The sequence below is a fragment of the Pseudoalteromonas ruthenica genome (assembly GCF_008808095.1).
In the GTDB taxonomy this organism is placed as follows: Bacteria; Pseudomonadota; Gammaproteobacteria; order Enterobacterales; family Alteromonadaceae; genus Pseudoalteromonas; species Pseudoalteromonas ruthenica.
In genome coordinates, this window is sequence record NZ_CP023396.1 from 2914479 (window position 1) to 2932895 (window position 18417).

The window sequence follows — 18417 nt, forward strand, 5'->3', positions numbered from 1 at the left end:
TAAGTTAGAAAAAACAGCGCTCTTGCGCTGTTTTTCTTTTGGGGATGTTTAAGCGGTACCACCGACGGTGAGTTGGTCGATTTTCAAAGAGGGCTGCCCCACTCCTACCGGGACACTCTGTCCATCCTTACCACAAATACCCACGCCTTTATCTAGCGCGAGATCATTGCCTACCATAGATATTTGCTTCATTACCTCTGGGCCATTACCAATCAGCGTGGCACCTTTGATAGGTGTGGTGATTTTGCCATTTTCAATTAAGTAGGCTTCCGAGGCTGAGAACACAAATTTGCCAGAGGTGATATCCACTTGGCCACCGCCAAAGTTTGGCGCGTAAATGCCTTTGTCTACTGAGCCGATGATCTCTTCTTGACTATGCTCGCCACCGAGCATATAGGTATTAGTCATACGTGGCATAGGCAAGTGTGCATAAGATTCGCGACGGCCGTTTCCAGTAGGCGCTACTCCCATCAATTTAGCGTTGTGCTTATCTTGCATATAGCCCTTTAGGATACCCTGCTCAATAAGTACGTTGTAACCACCCGGAGTGCCTTCATCATCGATATTTAATGACCCACGACGATTCGCCATGGTGCCATCATCAACCACAGTACATAGCTCTGACGCCACCTGCTGACCAATTTTGCCACTAAACGCAGAAGCGCCTTTGCGATTAAAGTCGCCTTCAAGGCCATGACCTACAGCCTCATGCAGCAACACGCCAGGCCAACCTGCACCCAGCACCACAGGCATGGTTCCCGCTGGAGCGTCAATAGCTTCTAAGTTGACCTTAGCCATACGTACAGCGTCTTCAGCGTAGTGCATCCAACGCGGCTTACCGTCGACTAATTCTTTGAAATAGTTAAAATCGAGTCTGGCTCCGCCACCGGCACCCCCACGCTCGCGACGATCACCCTTTTTCAACAGCACTGAGCAGTTCAATCTCACTAGCGGGCGAATATCGGTTGCAAAGGTACCATCACTCGCCGCCACGAGCACTTCTTCATAGACGGCGGACATCGAGCTTACTACCTGCTCAGCTTCAGGTGCCAATTGACGGATATACTCTTCAACTTCACGCAGAAGCGCCACCTTATCGTCATCGCTCATGCTCTGAATCGGTTGCAGCGGCGCAAATTGACGTTTCACATCTTGCTCACTGAATATTTTAACCTGACCATGTTGATCCGCATCAGCGATACTGCGTGCGGCCATCGCGGCATTATTAATCGCTTCGAGATTAATAGCATCAGAATAGGAAAAACCGGTTTTCTCGCCACTGATCGCGCGCACACCGACGCCGCGCTCGATGTTATAGCTCCCTTCTTTGACTAAACCGTCCTCTAACACCCACGACTCGTTGTAGCTCGATTGGAAGTATAAGTCCGCATAGTCCACCTTATGCTGATGGATATATTGCAAGGCGTTGGCGAGATCATCGCGGTCCAATCGGCTTTGCGTTAAAAGGTTGTGCTCAACTTGACTCATAAACTTACTTTTCTCGCTTGGCGGTGAGCATGCATGGGCATGGACTCACGGCGTTGATTTAATTCTTCGCTGTTTATTGGCTGGGCTATCCAGCCCTCGCCATGGCTCAGCTCAGCTTGCACTTCACCCCATGGCGAAACAATTAGGCTATGGCCATAGGTCTCACGACCATTGTTGTGAGCGCAGTCACTATTATTACGACCGTACAGCCCGGCAGCGACCACATAACATTGACTTTCTATCGCTCGTGCACGCAACAAGGTATGCCAATGCGCTCGACCGGTGGGTACTGTAAAAGCACTAGGAACAAGCAGTATATCAGCCCCCAGTTGCACTTGCTGACGATAGAGTTCGCTAAAGCGCATATCATAGCACACACTTAACCCTAGCCATCCAAAGGGCGAGTCGAGTACCACCACCTGCTCACCGGCTTCGGTATGTTTGGACTCGTGATAAGTGCCAGTGCCATCCGCTACGGTCACATCAAACAGGTGAATTTTGTTGTATTGCGCTCGCTCTTGGCCTTGGTCATCAAAGACAAAAGATGCCGCGAGGTAACGCCCTTCTGAGGTGGCGACCGGCAGAGTCCCTGCCGCAAGCCATATACCGTAACGCTTACACAGCGCAGCTAAACGCTGGCGCCAATATAAGTGTTTTTCGGCCACAGCCAATACCTGCTCACTGCTTTTTGCAAAGCATAACCAGCTTTCCGGAAAACACACTAAGCAAGGCCGCTGTGGCTGTAACTGAGCTAAAAACTGCTGCACACGCTGAAAGTTATCCTCACTGTCTTGCTGGGCGCAAAACTGTAACGCATACAACATCATAGTAATGGTTTCCCTAGTGGTTGTTCGGGTTGCGATGCCGGTGGTTGATTTTGCGCAGCTTGCGGCAAGGTGACTTCTCGGCTGCTACGGTCGAGTTCAACCACCTCAGGGTTATCCATTGCCCCACTGACCTTAAATTTAATCTCAGAAATAACTCGCGCTGAGTGGATGACCTTATCCAAGGCCAGTGCCGCTAACCCTGTTACTGGGTTGACCATCCAAGCAACAATCACGGGTAAGCTAGAAGTAACCTGTGGTGCCACGGCTAAATCATAGTTAATGGTTTGCGTATTTAAATCCGCATAACCCTTAATAGTAAGATCAGCAGGCACGCCATCCATTTTCGTATCTTTAGTGTAAGCAATCCCTTGGGCCAACTGCATACTGCCTTGCATACTGTTGTAGAAAAAACCTTTCGCAAACACATCGCGAAAATCCAGCTTGAGCTTGCGTACCAGAGAGTCCAGGCTCAGTAACGAGAAGACCCGCGCTCCGCCATCGCTAATTTCACTTAGGTGCCCTTCACCGAGTTGCCAACTAATTTCACCGCCCAAGCTGGCGATATCAATATCGTATGGGGCTGCCTGCCAATGCAGCGCAAAATCCATATTTGCTTCAGAGTCTTGAACCGTTGAAGTGATATCAAACTCATCAAACAGCGAACCAATATCATCACTATTAAATTGGCCTTTGACATGAGTTTGCCCATCACGCCAATAGCCATCGGCACGCAGCACATGTTCGCGTTTATCGACCACCAACTCACTAATAGTCAGTTGCTCGCCAGCACCCGCAAAATGAAGCTCGACCTGATCAAGTTGATAATGGTTAATGCGACAATCACCGCAGGTAAACGCTACACTCGGTAGCTGCGTTAACCAATTTAAATCCGTTTCGCTGCTGTGTGTAACATCATCACCGCCACTATCATTAGTGGGGATGTTCACGCGTAGATAGTCAGCATGGGCGCGAATATCGCGGCGCTGTGCTTGGCTACCGGTAGGAATGTCTACTCGGGCTCGCAGCTCTTTGGCGAGCAATTTTAAATCCATTGCTGCGGGTTGATTAATTAACGTAAATTCCAGCTCATTAAAGGGCACCACATCAACATAAGCTGTGCGTACTTGCCCCACCACCTTGGTTAACGCTGGCATTACCGAAGGCTCGCCACTGCTGCGTGCAGCCACATCAATAATGTTATTAAGTACAGGCTGCCAAGCGAGGATATCGGCTTCTGGGAGATTAACGCTCACCTCAAACCCTTGCTTGTTAAGCCCTAAATTTTGCTTGCCGACAATAAGGTGAGCATTACTCATTTGCTGCTCGCCGTTGTTGAGAATGCCGTTAAAGTATAATTGCTCGTCTAACTCGACCATGATCAGGTTAGAAATGTCATCCCCCTGAATTAAGGCATTAAGCGGCCACGCTTCGTCTGCGGCTTTGTTATACGGCGTCGGCAGAGTGCTGGTTACCCCGAGCATATCACTTTGCACATGCGCCTCGTAACTAAACCCTTGGTTATCAAAGTTTAGAGCCAACTGCGCATTGAGCGCAGTGGTACCACTCAACTGCGCATCTAACAAGCCATTCAGTCGCTTTTGTAACTGCGCCACATCAGCTTGCAAACCAATGTTAAGGTCAGCGTGATAGTTTTCGCCTTGGTTTTCACCCAGCAAGCTCACAGTGAGCGGCATCCCTTGCCAATAGGCCTGGGCTTCATTTATCTCAATACGATCGTTTACAAACGACAACCTGCCACGCAGTTCACTTAAGTCGATACCGGGCTGCGCTAGGTGAACGGCATTGCCAGCGAATAACACCTCGCCTGAAGCACGCACTCCACTGTCTTTGAGGTCGATAAGCAGCTGCAGCTCGCCATCTAGGCGGTCTTGTGCCTGTATCACATCAAAGACGGTGGCAAGCGGCTCAGCTAATGGTGTTTGCGCAAAAAAAGGCTGCAGCTTAGGCGCTGCAATATTAGCTGTAATATCAATGGCTAAAGTGTCAGCATTGAGCAAGTCCTGCAAATACACATGGACGCTGTCACCCAGCGCTAAATTGAGTAACTCGCCACTGCGGCTATAAATATCCATGCGCTGATTGTTAAACGCTAAGTCAACAGCGGCATTTTTTATCGTCGGCCAGTCAGGGGCAAAAGCGAACTCCGTATCTTCTATTTGGGCATTGACCGCGAACCGTCCCTGCTGTTCGGTAAAGGGAAACTGATCGAGCGGTCCCTGTAACAACACCTGGGCAAAATGCATATCGCCACTTTTTATTGCCCCATTGAGGTAGTCAATCAGGTTTTTATGCATATAAGGTTCAGGGAAGTACCGCCCGGCATTGGCTGCACTGCCGCCACTGATTTCTGCGTATAGGTTCATATCTGGCTGCGAATCAAGAGTCAGCGCAAATTCGGCAACTAAGTCTAAATCATCATTGCTTAAAGTGACTTCATCACTTTCGATGGACCAATGCTCGCCATCATTAAAGAATGCGACTTCTGCGGCAAGTTGTTGATAAGCGAGCGGCTCGCTAAACGTCTTGCCGGTCAATAGGTGGTTGTCGCTACCAGCAATACTAAGTAAACCTTTACGGTTGTTAATATGCGCGCTGGCACTGAGGTCTTGCGCACCAGGAATACCATGAAACCCCGACCACCCTAAGTGTTCAGCTTCAAACCATACTCGCCATTGCTTATCGCCTTGCCAGTGAAAATAGCCCTCGTTGATAAACCCTTGCGGTTGCACCGTCAGCAGCTCTTGTAATAACTGCGATTTTCCTAACCGTGCAAAGGTGGAGAACATGGAAATATCTAAGTCTTGCACCCACACTTGTTGCTGTTCGCTGATGAGTGCATCAAAAATAATCGGTGCCCACTGGTATTGTTCATCGCTAAACTGCAGCCCAGATGTACGCACTCGCCAGCCTTTTGCTTGAGGATGAATACGCACCATACCCTGTTGCAACTCGAGGTATTGAGGTTGTTGCTGGTATTGCCAATTGAGTTGGCTCGGTTGCATCGCCAATTGCACATCGGTTAGGCGACCTTCAGCAAAGTGCAGCCAAGATTCAAAATTGAGATTCGATTGTAATTGGCTTAATTCCGGGCGAACAAACTCTTGTAACCAACCAGAGATGTTCAAACTCTGTGCCTGCAGATATAAATCGCCATAAATATTATTTAAGCGCGCGCCGGAGAGTTTAAGGCGAGCTTCAAGAGTATTTTGCTCGATGCCCGGGAGGCTCACCTGACCTTCGGCAAAATGGTCTTTAGCACGGTTTTGCCACACCAAGTTTTCTAAAAAAATACGGTGATGGCGGTTATCGAGGCTAATGATGTTAAGTTCGCTATCTTCGATAGCAAAATGCCCTTGCTCACCCAAAAACAGGCTTTCGATTAAGGCTTGCTGCTGCGAGCTGCTGGTTTTTGACTCACTGCTAAGTAGGGCGCGAGCGTCGATTTCAGCGTCAAACCCTTGCAGTACAAAGTAATTGGAGTGCAGCTGCCTATCCAGCAATGATTGCCATAAATTAATATGCAACCGGGTTTGTTCAATGCTGACGCTAATAGGGGCCTTAGCATTGTCGGCAAACCCTACTTGGTTTATGACAAGCGCTGGGCCATTACCCTGCCAGCTCGCACTTAATGAGCCAATGGAGATATCGGCATTTAACTGCTCACCAAGGAACTGCTCGACCTCAGCACGATAATCATTGGCATAAGGTAAGCTGTATTTGACCAGCGACACCAGCACAGCAAGCAACACTAGGGTAACTGCGCTGATTTGCCAAATTTTCCGCAAACAAAAAAAGCAAACCGACTTGGCGTTCACTACATCATCACCACATCGAACTGCTCTTGGCTATATAGGTTTTCTGTTTGAATCATGACCTGTTTACCAATAAAGAGCTCTAGCTCTGCAAGGTTATGATATTCATCATTAATTAGCGCTTCGCTAACCGCTGCAGAAGCATACACCATAAATTTATCTGCATCATAGGCTCGATTAACTCGAACAATTTCTCGCAGAATCTCGTAACACACGGTCTCGACCGTTTTCAACGAGCCACGACCTGCACAAGACGGACACACCCCACAGAGAATATGCTCTAAACTCTCCCGGGTGCGCTTGCGCGTCATTTCCACAAGCCCGAGTGCAGAAAGGCTGTTAATATTCGCTTTCGCTCTGTCTTTGGACAACGCTTGTTCCAAAGAGTGCAATACTCGGCGTTTATGTTCTTCAGACACCATATCGATAAAGTCGATAATGATAATACCGCCTAAATTACGCAGTCTTAGTTGCCGGGCGATGGCACTGGTGGCTTCAATATTGGTATTAAAAATTGTCTCTTCTAGATTACGGTGGCCAACAAAGGCGCCGGTATTAACATCCACCGTGGTCATGGCTTCGGTTTGATCGATGATCAAATAGCCGCCGGATTTGAGCTCTACTTTACGATGCAGTGCTTTTTGTATTTCGTTCTCGACATCGAATAAATCAAAAATAGGCCGCTCGCCCGGGTAGTACTCTAATACCTTCGCAAGGTGTGGTACGAATTCTTCTGTAAAGGTTGTCAGCTCTTGATAGGTAAGCTTTGAATCCACACGAATGCGTTCCATGTCTTCGCCTACGTAGTCACGCAAAGTACGAAAAGCAAGCTTTAAATCCTCGTGGAGGATGTTTTCTTTACGGGTTTTCTTCCGCCTGTCGACTATTTTCAACCACAGCTTTTTAAGAAATTCTGCATCATGTTTAAGCTCATGCTCGCTGGCTCCTTCCGCTGCGGTACGAACTATAAAGCCGCCGTTTTCGTCGTTGTACTGGGCAACAATATCCTTCAAGCGCTGACGCTCTTCGTCGCCTTCTATACGCTGACTAACCCCTACATGAGTGGCATCTGGCATAAACACCAAATAACGTGATGGAATCGTAATATCCGTGGTTAAGCGCGCTCCTTTAGTGCCGATGGGATCTTTGACCACCTGCACCATAATGTGCTGACCTTGGCGCACCAATTCACGTATATCCTGCACTTTTTTGATATGCTGGTCGTCCACCCCTTCTTCAAAAGACGCACTATTGACGATGTCTGAGGCATGTAGAAACGCTGCCTTCTCTAGGCCAATATCAACAAAAGCGGCCTGCATACCCGGTAATACCCGGCTTACTTTGCCTAAATAAATATTGCCGACGATGCCTAGGTTGCCTATGCGCTCAACCTGCACCTCTTGCAATACGCCGTTTTCAATCAGTGCTACACGGCTTTCACTGGGCGTTACATTAATAAGTAATTCTGAGCTCATGGCTAAAATTCAGCTATTAGTTTCTGTGTTTCATACAAAGGTAACCCCATCACGGCGAAATAGCTACCGCTGAGGTGGGTGACAAAGGCACCAGCGCGTCCTTGAATTCCGTAGCCGCCGGCTTTATCGAGTGGCTCACCGGTGAGCCAATACGCCTCGATTTCTGACGCGGTCAAGGTTTTAAACTGTACGTCAGTGGTGACGACTAAGGAGCTGGTTTTAGTCTCATTTGCCAAAGCGACTGCTGTCATCACTTGATGCGTGCGGCCACTGAGTTTGTTCATAGTAGCGACAAAATCGTCATAGTCTTTAGGTTTACCTAAAGCTTGGTGGTCGTATACCACCACCGTATCGCTACCTAAAACAGGGCGGCCGGTATAGCCCATAGCCACGGCTGATTCAGCCTTTAAGCGTGCGAGACGTTCTACCAACTGTCTTGGTGTTTCCTGTGCGAGTGGAGTTTCATCGGCATCAACAGCAAATTGCTCAAATTCAATGCCCAATTGCTGCAATAGCTCACGCCGACGCGGCGATTGCGAAGCAAGATATATAGCAGACATAACTAACGGATCCGAAAATGGCGGCGATATTTACGTAATAATAAAAATAGCCATGGCCAACAAATAGCACCGGTCGCTGCCGGCCATAAAAATTGCGGTGCAAAATAGACTTCAAGCAAGAAGTAGTGCAGCCAGAATTGCAATAAATGATGCAGAGCCAAAAACACCGCCACAAGCAACCCTTGTTGCCAAATAGAGAAATTACGCAGCTTTTGGTAATTACTCGCAGTAATGTAAATAGTAATGGCATAAGTCAACGAATGCACCCCCAGAGGTGAACCCGTTGCGAGGTCTATTACGAGCCCTGTTAACCATGCACTGCCAATATTAAGACGATGAGGGACCGCAAGGGACCAATACATAAGTACCAATAACACCCAGTCAGGGCGAAAGGGTTCAAAAGAGATAGGCAATGGCATCAGCGCCAGCACCAATGCAAAAAAGATGGTAACGATAATGAGCCAAAATTGACGATTAATCATTATTTACCTCAGGCGTCGCCGCTGCACTGTTCAAGACCACTAACAAACGAATGCGATCAAGTTGCGCTACGGGCTCCGCATAAATCTGCGCGAACGGTCGTCCTTCATCACGGTTAATTTCCGTAACTACCGCTACCGGGTAACCCTCTGGAAAGCGCTCCCCTAAACCTGAACTTAACAGCACATCGCCAATACGAATATCTAAACTGTGGGGCACATGCGAGAGTTTAACTCGGGTAATTTTACCAATGCCTTCAACCACAGTTCGCACATCGTTGCGTAATACGCGCACGGGGGTGGCATGAGTTGTGTCTGTGATCAACAAGACACGACTGGTATTCGCGCCCACCTGCACCACTTGCCCCACCACGCCGAGCTCATCAATTACCGCCAGGCCTTCTTTTAGACCGTCGGAGGTGCCCTTATTGATAACCACTTGGTGGCTATAGGGGTTAGAGTGCACCGACAGCACTTGCGCAACTAGCTTGTTATTCTGTTGCCTCGGGTCCGAACCCAATAACGCTCGTAACTTGTCATTCTCACGAGCTAAGAATTCAAATTGCTGCAGCTGTTCACTTTGCAATAGTTGCTTAGTCTTCAGCGCTTGGTTCTCTCGCAGTAATTGCTCTCGAGAGGTGAGGTTTTTGGCACTGGTGGAAATCAGCTCATAAGGAAGGTTTGCTAGATAAAGTAAAGGGCTAACTAGCGTATTAAGCGAAGTACGAACAGCAGTACCACCGCTGGTGTAGCGATCGCCAACAATCAAGATAACACTCAGCACAACTGCGATGGTCAACCGCAGTTGCATTGAGACAGTACGACCAAATAATAGCTTCATTAGTCGTAGCTAAATACATCACCGCCGTGCATGTCTATCATTTCTAAGGCTTTACCGCCGCCTCGAGCAACACAAGTTAATGGGTCATCAGCAACCACGACGGGGATACCCGTTTCTTCCATTAACAAGCGGTCCAAATCTTTTAATAGTGCTCCACCACCGGTTAATACCATACCGTGAGCAGAGATATCAGAGGCTAACTCGGGAGGAGATTGCTCTAGAGCGACCATGACTGCGCTAACAATACCCATAAGTGGCTCTTGCAGCGCCTCTAAAATTTCATGTGAGTTTAGAGTGAACGAGCGCGGCACCCCTTCAGCTAGGTTACGACCACGGACCTCAATTTCTTTTGCATCATCGGTTTTAAATGCCGAGCCGATTTCATGTTTAATTTGCTCAGCCGTGGCTTCACCAATCAAGCTACCGAAGTTACGGCGTACATAGTTAATAATGGCTTCATCGAACTTATCACCACCAATACGTACAGAAGAAGAGTATACGACTCCGTTAAGTGAAATGATGGCCACTTCAGTCGTACCGCCACCAATATCAACAACCATTGAACCCGTTGCTTCAGACACGGGTAAGCCGGCACCAATTGCGGCCGCCATAGGCTCTTCGATAAGGTACACTTCGCGAGCTCCCGCACCCATTGCTGACTCACGAATAGCACGCTTCTCAACTTGAGTTGCTCCACAAGGAACACAAATCAACACGCGCGGACTCGGGCGTAAGAAATTGTTGTTATGGACTTGCTTAATGAAGTGCTGCAGCATTTTTTCGGTAACATAGAAATCAGCAATTACGCCGTCCTTCATCGGCCGAATCGCTTTTATATTGCCTGGCGTACGGCCCAGCATTTGCTTTGCTTCTGTACCTACCGAGGCCACACTCTTTGGTCCACCAGCACGTTCTTGTCGAATAGCTACAACCGAAGGCTCGTTAAGCACGATACCTTCTTCTTTTACATAAATTAGGGTATTGGCAGTACCCAAATCGATCGAAAGATCGTTGGAGAAGAGACCACGGAGTTTCTTAAACATGGAACTGGTTGACCTTTGAAAAATTCTTATTATCTGAAAGCTTGAGACACTTTACCAATGCATCCCCCTCGCGGCAACATAAAGCTTGCGCTAGCACGAAAAAACAGCGCCAAGGGCAAAACTGTTTAACAAACGGCCACAATAACGCTTATTTACTGGCTAATTTTACAGCGCTTTTGCTGAGTTGAGCATACACCACTTGGGGCTTTTCGAGCACCACCTTTACTTGGTAACTTTTGTACCCCGGCTTGCGCACTTCCACTTGATACTCACCCAGTGGCAATGTGACATCCAATTTAGTTTGCCCGTATGGTTCACCATTGATAAATACGGTGTCATCAACAACGTTAGAGCGTACCGTTAACGTTACCGGATTAGCGTCTTTAGCGTGTTCTTGGAAGTCTCCTAAAGCGGCTATGCGACCAACCTCGATTGCCGAGCCGGTATTATCGCTTTGCTCACTTAACTGCCCCTGACTCACCTTATTATTGATGTTGTGATTTTGTAATCGGTTCACGGTGATTGTGCGACTTTGGCAATAACCTGGGTCAACTTCGAGCAACGAACACAATTGCGAATTATCAATTTCGCCAGCCATGGCCACACTCAAATTGACATTAAAATTACCTTGGCCGCTAAAGGCGCTGTCAACTACATGGCTGGATACCACTTTGACCCGAGCGTTGGCCAAATCACGCTTGGCACTCACTAAACGGTACTCGGATAAATTGTTGTACACTTGATCTAAAAAGCGAGAGGTCGCTTTGCTAAGCCCTTGTTGCTGCCCACGGCGCTCGCATTGCCCTAAGGTTTCATCACGCTGGCAGTTGATAGTATGCACCACTTCCAAGGTTCCTTTGCGGGCAAATTCGGTGCGTAAACGTTCAACGCGAGCTTGGTCAAGCGATTACTGCAATGCCAGTTTACTTTTTCGGTTTTGCGCCACAGCAGTATTCAGTGCGCTAATACTTTCACGCTGACCATTGATTGCCGCTTGTTGAGCGTGAATTTGCGATTGCTTATCATGCAGAGTTTGAGTGGCCTGTTGATAGTCTTTTTGTAAGCTATTCAAAGGCGTGTTTGGGTCTTTCAGAAAAGCCTGATATCCCTCATCTAACGCCTGCTTGGCGAGCTGTTGTTGACGTTCAGCCTGCTTGACCTGCGCTTGCATACGCTGCAACTGAGTGTGCAATAAAGTAAGCTCATCTTGGTGTGCTTTTATCTGCAGCTGATCGCGCTCGAATTGCTGTTGATTCTGACTGAGCTGCGCGGCGATTTCCGCTACTTTTGAGGTATCTTGTGCGTTAGTCGCCATACTGAATACTGCAAGGGCGCATAGTAGTAGTGATGACAGAGCTAGTCGCATGGTTTCCTTCCTAACAAATAAGCATCATCTTGTTTTGTTAAGGGTAGTCTAAAAAACCATTTCTACTAGAAAATGAATAAAAACCAGCACATTACCTAAAAAAGGTCAGTTAGTTGAGCTGCTCGCGCCAATAAATAATACGGTCATTACCACGGAAAGTACCAAACTTGAGTGTCGCACTGGGGTTTTCATCAGCCGCACTATCACCGCTCCAATCCCAGAGCAGCCAATCAGGCGCAGGGTAGCTCACCGGATAGGTACCAGGGTTTTCCTCAGAGTCGGCAAAAATCCCTTGGTCAACCACGTAATCACCCGAGACCAACGCTCCACTACCCGTTGTACTTAGCTCACCACTGCTGTCGATTAAATCGTTATGCGTATACGCACTGCAATGATCTTTGCCATTCACCGCCCAACGCTGCCCTTGCCAGTACTGAGCTTGCATTGGCACCAACAGTGGTTCGAACTCACTGCCAAAGTTGTTTTCTAAGCGCAATCTACCGTAGCGCATATCCAACAAACCGCTAAAGGCTTTAGCGGTACAGTTACTGCAGCTGGCCACCGAGTCTCCTACCATATCGGCGCTGCGCCATGGACGATTGTCAATTTCGCTGGAGATTTCAGCCCCTAGCTGCAATCGATTAAAGGGGCCATCAGGCTGCGCATTTGCCAAGCGCGCAAACATGCCATTGCTGACATTTACACTGTAGACTCCTTGCTGCCATGTACCTAAAGCAGCATGAAAACGCGACGCCAAACTTGCCTGCTGAGGCTCTAAACTGCGTGCTACGTAATTAAACTCAGCGCGGCCTTGGTAATGTTCACCATAGTTTTGCAATACTCTGCCGGTGGCGCTTAAAGCGTGTGCCTGCCAACTCAGACTAATCTGCGGCTGATCCATATAGGTAAAGTCAGTGCAGCTATCAAGTAGCTGTGAGGAGTTCATGGCAAAATGCTCGGGGTAAAAACGACCAATCACGGCACTGGCCACTTGCTCACCTAAGTATGAGGTCGCTAAATACTGATCATTCACCGGGGCTGCGTCTAAGCGAATACTTCCTGCTTCATCCCACATCACTTGTTGGCTTTGTTGTACACCTGAGGTATTCGTCAGTGCGAACGACCCAGAGCTTAATAGGCTGCCATCACCAAATCCAGGCTGTGGATAGACACGGTCGAATAAGGTCACTTGAGCGCGCTGCGAAGGTGACTCTAAACCAAAGTTGGGGGTCACATTTCCCTGCTTATTCACGCTTGCCACTTGCACTTGGAACGCCTCGCCTGCGGCCACAAACCCAGCCCCTGAGCCTTGAGTTGCTGGATTTATGCGGCCATCACTGGCAGCTACCGCTATGACCTCCAGCTGGTAAGGTTGGCTCACAAAAGCGGCGCTACTACCCTGCAGGGTGAATTCTGGCTCGGTGGGGGTGGCCGCTACGGTCATTGCCCCATGTAATTGCAGCTGACCTACATCGCTGTAGTTGAACTCTAACGGCGCCGCCCCCTGGTTATTAAAGGTTAGCGCGACGCTCTGTTTATTCGCTTGTTGCCCTTGGTTGTTGAGGCCAATGGCTGTGCCGTTGATTTGAGCTTGCTGGCCACTTTGGCATACCCCCGGGTTTTCACAAGAAAGGCCTAACTGCACCTGCTGTTCGCCTGCCACCCGTGCTTCACAAGCTCCGGTTACGGCATTGGCGGCAACCGCTTTTAATATCAGGTTATTAGATTCTCCTGCACGTAGGGTTGGCGGTGCAGACACGCCGTCACTGGCAAAAAATGCCAGTCCTGCATCGACGAAGTCGATGGTGCAATTCGATAATGTACCGCCAATAAAGCAGCGATCTTGGCTAAATGGTTTAGCTGGCGGTGTGGAGCTTGCCACACCAATTTGCGCACTGCCTCCTTGTGGTAGCTGTAACTTCGTCGCGCCAACGCCATTCGTCAATGTAAACGGGTTACCACCGACAAATGTCCCAGCGGTGCTACTCATTTGTACTTCAACATCTTGCTCAACTAACGCTGTACAGTCTTCATCGGCACAGGCCTGCACCTGTATGTCGGCACTATAACAGCGCACGGCTTGCTGCGGATGCGATAAGCGAAAATGATCGACGGTGACACCAACAGGCTCAGAGCGCAATGCACAAATTTCGATGTTATCGAGCTCATGGATATTAGTAGAGCCGCCCGTCGAGCCGGTAAAAGATAATAAAAAGTTTTCCGGTACCGGCGCCTGACCAAAACCGCTATCTAGCGCATTAAAGCTATCAATGAGCACTTCAAAACCGCTACCTGTATTACGCTCTACTTTTACAATGCTCTGATTAGCGATTCTCGAGTCGATAGTAATGCGATAACGATGGGGTTGCGAGGAGGTTGCCTCATCCACTCCCGGTGATAAACAATCGCCGTTGGTGTTTGTGGTGCCATTGTTACAGGTGCCGCGTAAATAGCGGTATCCCGATTGACCATCGCCAGAGCCGCGCACCACAACTGATTGTCGCCGCCGACCGATGGAACCCTGTCCACCTTCGTTAGAAAAGTTACCGTATTCATCTAAGCCAATCCCTAGCCAGCCGCCAGCAAAGCCAGGCACCCCAGGTTTATAGCCATAGCCAAGAGGGCCACCGAAAGAGCCTGGCTGCGGAGTGACAGCAGCATCAGAGAAAACCAACGCAGCACCATCGGCGCCACTGCCACCATAAGCAAAGTAATCAAACTCAACCTGAACTAAGTTATTCTCTGCCGGAAACAAGCGCTGAAAATTCACCGAAGTGGCCTGGTTGGTACGCGCTTCGGTAAGGCGTAGGCGACCATTCACCGGTTGTGGGGTAAAGTTACCGCGACTACGAAACGGGATCCATTGCTCACTGAGCGATGCGCCACTGAAGTCATCGTTGATACAACTTAAGCAGGTGTCTGGACGCACATTGCCATTTTTGGTCAGCCCTGCAAGCTGGTTGGTGTAGATAGTGGTTATTTGCTCAGTGGATAGCGCCCCTTCATAGACAAGCACTTCATCCAGCACACCATTGAGCTCGTCGGCAAATGAGCCATTACTTCGCCACCATACTCCCAATGCCGTGCGCAGCACGTTAAGACTACCCGAAGCAGCCTGACGGCAACCAAAGCTAACCCCATTAATATATAAACAGAGATCACGCCCCGAGCGCGTCAAAGCAATGTGGTTCCATGTGCCGCTGGTAATTAAAGGCGTGGGATTAGAGAAGGCATAATATTGCCCTTTAAAGCCAACTCGTACCTCGCCCCCTGGGCGCACATATAACTCAAATTCGGTGTCAGTTTGGCTATTACTGGCAGAGAGCAACTCATTAAAGCGCCCAGTATCGTCAACTTGCGCCCACAGGGATAAAGAAAAGTCATTTCGGCCATTGAGAAGGGCCGCTGGTAAGGCGATATAATCATTGCCACTGCGGTTTAAACCCGCACCATTATTAACCTGCCCAGGCTCAGCGCTAAGCAAATACCCATTCGCTGGGTAGTTGCTAGTTAAATCTTCCAGTATGCCCGAGTCTAAATCAGTACACAGATCAAGCGGGTAATTTGCTAGCAACGTTAGGCATGGTCCTCTATCTGCCATTAGCTGGGCAATATCAGTTTCACTTAAGGTATCATCATGAACCTGAATATTATCTAACACACCATCAAAATAGTTGGTCAAGTTGCCCCAATTGGTTGCTCCTAGGTATAAGTTTCCCGCTGTATTCTTATTAGTGTAATCAATATATAAGCGTCGAGAGCCAGCAACCGTATCTCCGGCTTCATTGAACAATTGTAACGACATTTGCGTTTGAGCATTGCGAAGTACATAGGCTTGGGCCACAAAAAAATACCAATTTCCCTCGCTTAAGAGAGCATCGGAGGTATATTGCTCTGGGCTTCCATAGCGATCCCAGAGTGTAAACGTCACCCGCCCATCCTTAGTGTGCAAACGGTACTCCTGTGAATTACCTCCCTCACCTTTGTGAATAATTGTGCCTGTTGCTGCTAGGTCATCAATACGAAACCAGCCACTAAGGGCAAATGCGCGGTTTGCACGCAGTAGTGGTGAGAGAGGCGCCGAATCAGCCACTGAAACATAGTATTGTGCCGGATAATACTGACTATTTGGCGGCCCTAAGTAGCCTTCACCACGAAACCAACCGCCACGACAAGCGATTGCCTCAGTTGTGCTCGCCCCGTTTATTGCCGTACCGTGAAAGCCGTTACCACTTATATCGCGAACTTCATCGCTCACACCCGTCCACTGGGCTTCATTCATCGACCAAAAAGCAACAGTTTGTCCGTAAGCATATGGTGACACGACGACACATAGCAGCATCCACATGCTAAATATGTACGCAGAAAACATTATCTTTGTGCCTAGCTTCACCCTTCTAGCCTCACTTCCACAGCGATACTGCGCTGTACATCAATACTGCCAGTGCTACATTGCGCAGCACTGGTTATTTGATAAAAATTAACTGCGCCACTGGCCACTGTCGGCTCAGGAACACCTTCTTCACTGGCACAGTTTATTGCCACGGTGCAATTCTCTAAGGCACGGCTAGCAAAGCTATAATTCGCCCCAGCTATGAGCGCACAACTGGGGGTGCTGTCAGTAATCAACCGTTGCAGGCTGCGCTCTATGCCACTTTGCGCAGCCATGTAACTGCGCGCCCCATAATATTCTAGGGCGTTTTGATTGATACCCGCGTTAATCACGCGAGAGAGCGCGAGGCCAAGCGCCAATAGCAGCACCGCCACTACGACCGCTACAACCAACATTGAGCCACGCTGCTGACGAAAAGAGCTGCTAGGGAACATTAGGAATATGTACCTCATGCGTTAGCCTAAGCTGTTCACCTCGCTCAGAACTAAAAGTTAAATCAAGGGTAACCAAGGCATTACGCTCCAATGTGCCCGGTTCATAGCGTGGTTGCCAGTCACTGACTCCCACAGCCAATAGGTTGGTCGCTGCATTTTGCTTGCGCACCAAAGATGCCCGGCCATCGACCACTTCGGCGCATAGCTCAACTTTAGGACCAATCACATAAAAGCGCTTACCGGGTGAACTGCGCTGTGGCTGGGCGCTAAGCTGCCAATCATAAATATTGTCGTTATTACCCTGATCGTCAATATCAGTAATAGTCAACGCGTTATTTTCAATATCATTCACACTAGTGGGAAAAATAACAATCTTATCAACGTTTTCAACAGCACTGCCGTCAAAGTCAACCACTGGCAAAGGAGCTTGGTCTATCTCCCCCAGATAAGAGCCACTGCTCTTGATGGGGTAAAAGCTTAAACATCCGTTTGTGCCATCCACCGCGATGGAGTTAGGAACACTATTACGTAACTCTTTTTCTAATCGCAAAATGACAAATCGCGATTGCGCCACCAGCCCTGAACGTTGATTACCCTCACTGTAAATTTGCATAGCAAAGCGAATAAACTGGGTCACCCCGACTGCAAGTATCCCTAGGATAACAATCACTATGATCAGCTCTATTAAGGTAAAGCCCTGATTGCGACTAAATCCACGCATCAATAATTGCCTCGATAGGCATCAAAGCGGTAGCGCTCACCATTGGGGGCGGTGATGGTTACCTCGATGCGCTTTGCCTGTTCAATGTTATCATTGCTGGATTGGTCGTAATCACCGTCAATCGCGACCAACACTGAGGCCGCAAACCCAGAATAAGTGCCGCCGACATCAGTAATACTTAACCCATTGTAGTCGTCAACATCATCATACAGATCACGACTGCCCTCCTCTGGGCCCATGGTGGTGCTACAACCAACTGGTTTTTCATCGCAGCGCTGAAAGGGCGGACTACGATCGCTGTTTTCGTCATAGGCTTTACCCAGAATTTCATTCATCAATGACTGCCCGAGCTTGGCTGCTTTTACTTGCACCAGCGGTTCAGCGCTTTGCCTTGCTTGCGGAGCAATCAAGGTGAATACAATGACCATCGCGATGGCAAAAATCACAATGCCAAGAATCAATTCGACTAGCGTAAAGCCTCTCGCTCGCGGGCGCTTAGCAGCCATATACAGCCCCTTCGCCGCTAATACACACAGCTTGATTCCCCACTTGTACACGGCAGGTATTGGCGCAATTAATATCTGGTTGCCCTAGATGGTTAAAAGACAAGGAACTAAAGCTGCCACCGTTGTTATCGGTGGTGGTAAAAGTGATATCAGTGCCGGTGCTATCAACAACGAGGTAGTCGTCATAGGCTGTAGAAATGGTATTTGCGCAATTTTGATTAGCGGGGGGCGCGATTAACGTGGTGGTAATTTTAACGCAATTATCACTATTAAGATTGTGCATCGCCTGCAACTGGATACTGCGGATCATCGCCAGCGTGCGGTCTCTTAAAGTGTAGGCATCTTCATTATTGGAGCCAAGAAATCGGGGTATGGCAGTCACCGCCAATACCCCAATAAGGATAATCGTGATTATGAGCTCAACGAGCGTAAAACCACGGTTGTTCATTGC

General features: G+C 48.6%; 15 protein-coding genes. All 15 read right to left on the reverse strand.

All coding sequences use genetic code 11. The features are described 5' to 3' along the window. Positions 1-48: 48 nt before the first annotated feature. The 15 genes from tldD to PRUTH_RS13790 all read right to left on the reverse strand — a co-directional run bounded on the left by tldD (position 49) and on the right by PRUTH_RS13790 (position 18414). Positions 49-1488, reverse strand: coding sequence for a metalloprotease TldD (tldD, locus tag PRUTH_RS13720; RefSeq protein WP_053909879.1), 1440 nt, complete (start codon positions 1486-1488; stop codon positions 49-51). Continuing rightward, positions 1485-2315: a carbon-nitrogen hydrolase family protein gene (locus tag PRUTH_RS13725; RefSeq protein WP_257220952.1), complete on the reverse strand. Its 831-nt coding sequence runs from the start codon at positions 2313-2315 to the stop codon at positions 1485-1487. Before PRUTH_RS13725 ends, tldD begins: the two co-directional genes overlap by 4 nt. Continuing rightward, on the reverse strand, positions 2312-6121 hold the full coding sequence (locus PRUTH_RS13730) for a YhdP family protein (protein WP_170268956.1): 3810 nt from the start codon (positions 6119-6121) through the stop codon (positions 2312-2314). Before PRUTH_RS13730 ends, PRUTH_RS13725 begins: the two co-directional genes overlap by 4 nt. A 29-nt stretch (positions 6122-6150) precedes the next feature. Further along, a complete protein-coding gene (gene rng, locus PRUTH_RS13735) occupies positions 6151-7623 on the reverse strand; it encodes a ribonuclease G (RefSeq protein ID WP_022945537.1) in 1473 nt (490 codons plus the stop codon). Between the two features lie 2 nt (positions 7624-7625). Beyond that, positions 7626-8183, reverse strand: coding sequence for a Maf family protein (locus tag PRUTH_RS13740; protein ID WP_151173511.1), 558 nt, complete (start codon positions 8181-8183; stop codon positions 7626-7628). Between the two features lie 2 nt (positions 8184-8185). Beyond that, positions 8186-8665 carry a rod shape-determining protein MreD gene (mreD, locus tag PRUTH_RS13745; RefSeq protein ID WP_151173512.1) on the reverse strand — a complete coding sequence of 160 codons (480 nt, stop codon included), beginning with the start codon at positions 8663-8665 and terminating at the stop codon, positions 8186-8188. Then, positions 8658-9503: a rod shape-determining protein MreC gene (mreC, locus tag PRUTH_RS13750; protein WP_022945534.1), complete on the reverse strand. Its 846-nt coding sequence runs from the start codon at positions 9501-9503 to the stop codon at positions 8658-8660. The genes mreD and mreC overlap by 8 nt, the downstream gene beginning before the upstream one ends. Then, complete coding sequence (locus tag PRUTH_RS13755; RefSeq protein WP_022945533.1) at positions 9503-10546, reverse strand: rod shape-determining protein; 1044 nt, start codon at positions 10544-10546, stop codon at positions 9503-9505. Before PRUTH_RS13755 ends, mreC begins: the two co-directional genes overlap by 1 nt. Positions 10547-10694: 148 nt before the next feature. Further along, positions 10695-11390 carry a PEGA domain-containing protein gene (locus PRUTH_RS13760; protein ID WP_151173513.1) on the reverse strand — a complete coding sequence of 232 codons (696 nt, stop codon included), beginning with the start codon at positions 11388-11390 and terminating at the stop codon, positions 10695-10697. Positions 11391-11453: 63 nt separating this feature from the next. Then, the gene (locus tag PRUTH_RS13765) at positions 11454-11912 is read right to left on the reverse strand and encodes an HlyD family secretion protein (protein WP_151173514.1); all 459 of its coding nucleotides are present in this window, start codon (positions 11910-11912) and stop codon (positions 11454-11456) included. A gap of 109 nt (positions 11913-12021) precedes the next feature. Beyond that, complete coding sequence (locus tag PRUTH_RS13770; RefSeq protein WP_170268958.1) at positions 12022-16236, reverse strand: LamG-like jellyroll fold domain-containing protein; 4215 nt, start codon at positions 16234-16236, stop codon at positions 12022-12024. 65 nt (positions 16237-16301) lie between these two features. Then, positions 16302-16757 (reverse strand): agglutinin biogenesis protein MshP, encoded by a 456-nt coding sequence (locus PRUTH_RS13775; protein WP_151173516.1) that lies wholly within the window; start codon positions 16755-16757, stop codon positions 16302-16304. Beyond that, complete coding sequence (locus PRUTH_RS13780; protein WP_151173517.1) at positions 16729-17460, reverse strand: prepilin-type N-terminal cleavage/methylation domain-containing protein; 732 nt, start codon at positions 17458-17460, stop codon at positions 16729-16731. The genes PRUTH_RS13775 and PRUTH_RS13780 overlap by 29 nt, the downstream gene beginning before the upstream one ends. Next, on the reverse strand, positions 17460-17966 hold the full coding sequence (locus PRUTH_RS13785; protein WP_151173518.1) for a type IV pilus modification PilV family protein: 507 nt from the start codon (positions 17964-17966) through the stop codon (positions 17460-17462). Before PRUTH_RS13785 ends, PRUTH_RS13780 begins: the two co-directional genes overlap by 1 nt. Continuing rightward, positions 17956-18414, reverse strand: a complete 459-nt coding sequence (locus PRUTH_RS13790; protein ID WP_151173519.1) for a type II secretion system protein — start codon at positions 18412-18414, stop codon at positions 17956-17958. Before PRUTH_RS13790 ends, PRUTH_RS13785 begins: the two co-directional genes overlap by 11 nt. Between the last annotated feature and the right edge of the window lie 3 nt (positions 18415-18417).

What these genes read in the sequence shown, in the direction of transcription:
- tldD (WP_053909879.1), bottom strand. Translation starts at nt 1,488, where the DNA reads ATGAGTCAAGTTGAGCACAACCTTTTAACGCAAAGCCGATTGGACCGC.
- PRUTH_RS13725 (WP_257220952.1), bottom strand. Translation starts at nt 2,315, where the DNA reads ATGATGTTGTATGCGTTACAGTTTTGCGCCCAGCAAGACAGTGAGGAT.
- rng (WP_022945537.1), bottom strand. Translation starts at nt 7,623, where the DNA reads ATGAGCTCAGAATTACTTATTAATGTAACGCCCAGTGAAAGCCGTGTA.
- PRUTH_RS13740 (WP_151173511.1), bottom strand. Translation starts at nt 8,183, where the DNA reads ATGTCTGCTATATATCTTGCTTCGCAATCGCCGCGTCGGCGTGAGCTA.
- mreD (WP_151173512.1), bottom strand. Translation starts at nt 8,665, where the DNA reads ATGATTAATCGTCAATTTTGGCTCATTATCGTTACCATCTTTTTTGCA.
- mreC (WP_022945534.1), bottom strand. Translation starts at nt 9,503, where the DNA reads ATGAAGCTATTATTTGGTCGTACTGTCTCAATGCAACTGCGGTTGACC.
- PRUTH_RS13755 (WP_022945533.1), bottom strand. Translation starts at nt 10,546, where the DNA reads ATGTTTAAGAAACTCCGTGGTCTCTTCTCCAACGATCTTTCGATCGAT.
- PRUTH_RS13765 (WP_151173514.1), bottom strand. Translation starts at nt 11,912, where the DNA reads ATGCGACTAGCTCTGTCATCACTACTACTATGCGCCCTTGCAGTATTC.
- PRUTH_RS13775 (WP_151173516.1), bottom strand. Translation starts at nt 16,757, where the DNA reads ATGAGGTACATATTCCTAATGTTCCCTAGCAGCTCTTTTCGTCAGCAG.
- PRUTH_RS13780 (WP_151173517.1), bottom strand. Translation starts at nt 17,460, where the DNA reads ATGCGTGGATTTAGTCGCAATCAGGGCTTTACCTTAATAGAGCTGATC.
- PRUTH_RS13785 (WP_151173518.1), bottom strand. Translation starts at nt 17,966, where the DNA reads ATGGCTGCTAAGCGCCCGCGAGCGAGAGGCTTTACGCTAGTCGAATTG.
- PRUTH_RS13790 (WP_151173519.1), bottom strand. Translation starts at nt 18,414, where the DNA reads ATGAACAACCGTGGTTTTACGCTCGTTGAGCTCATAATCACGATTATC.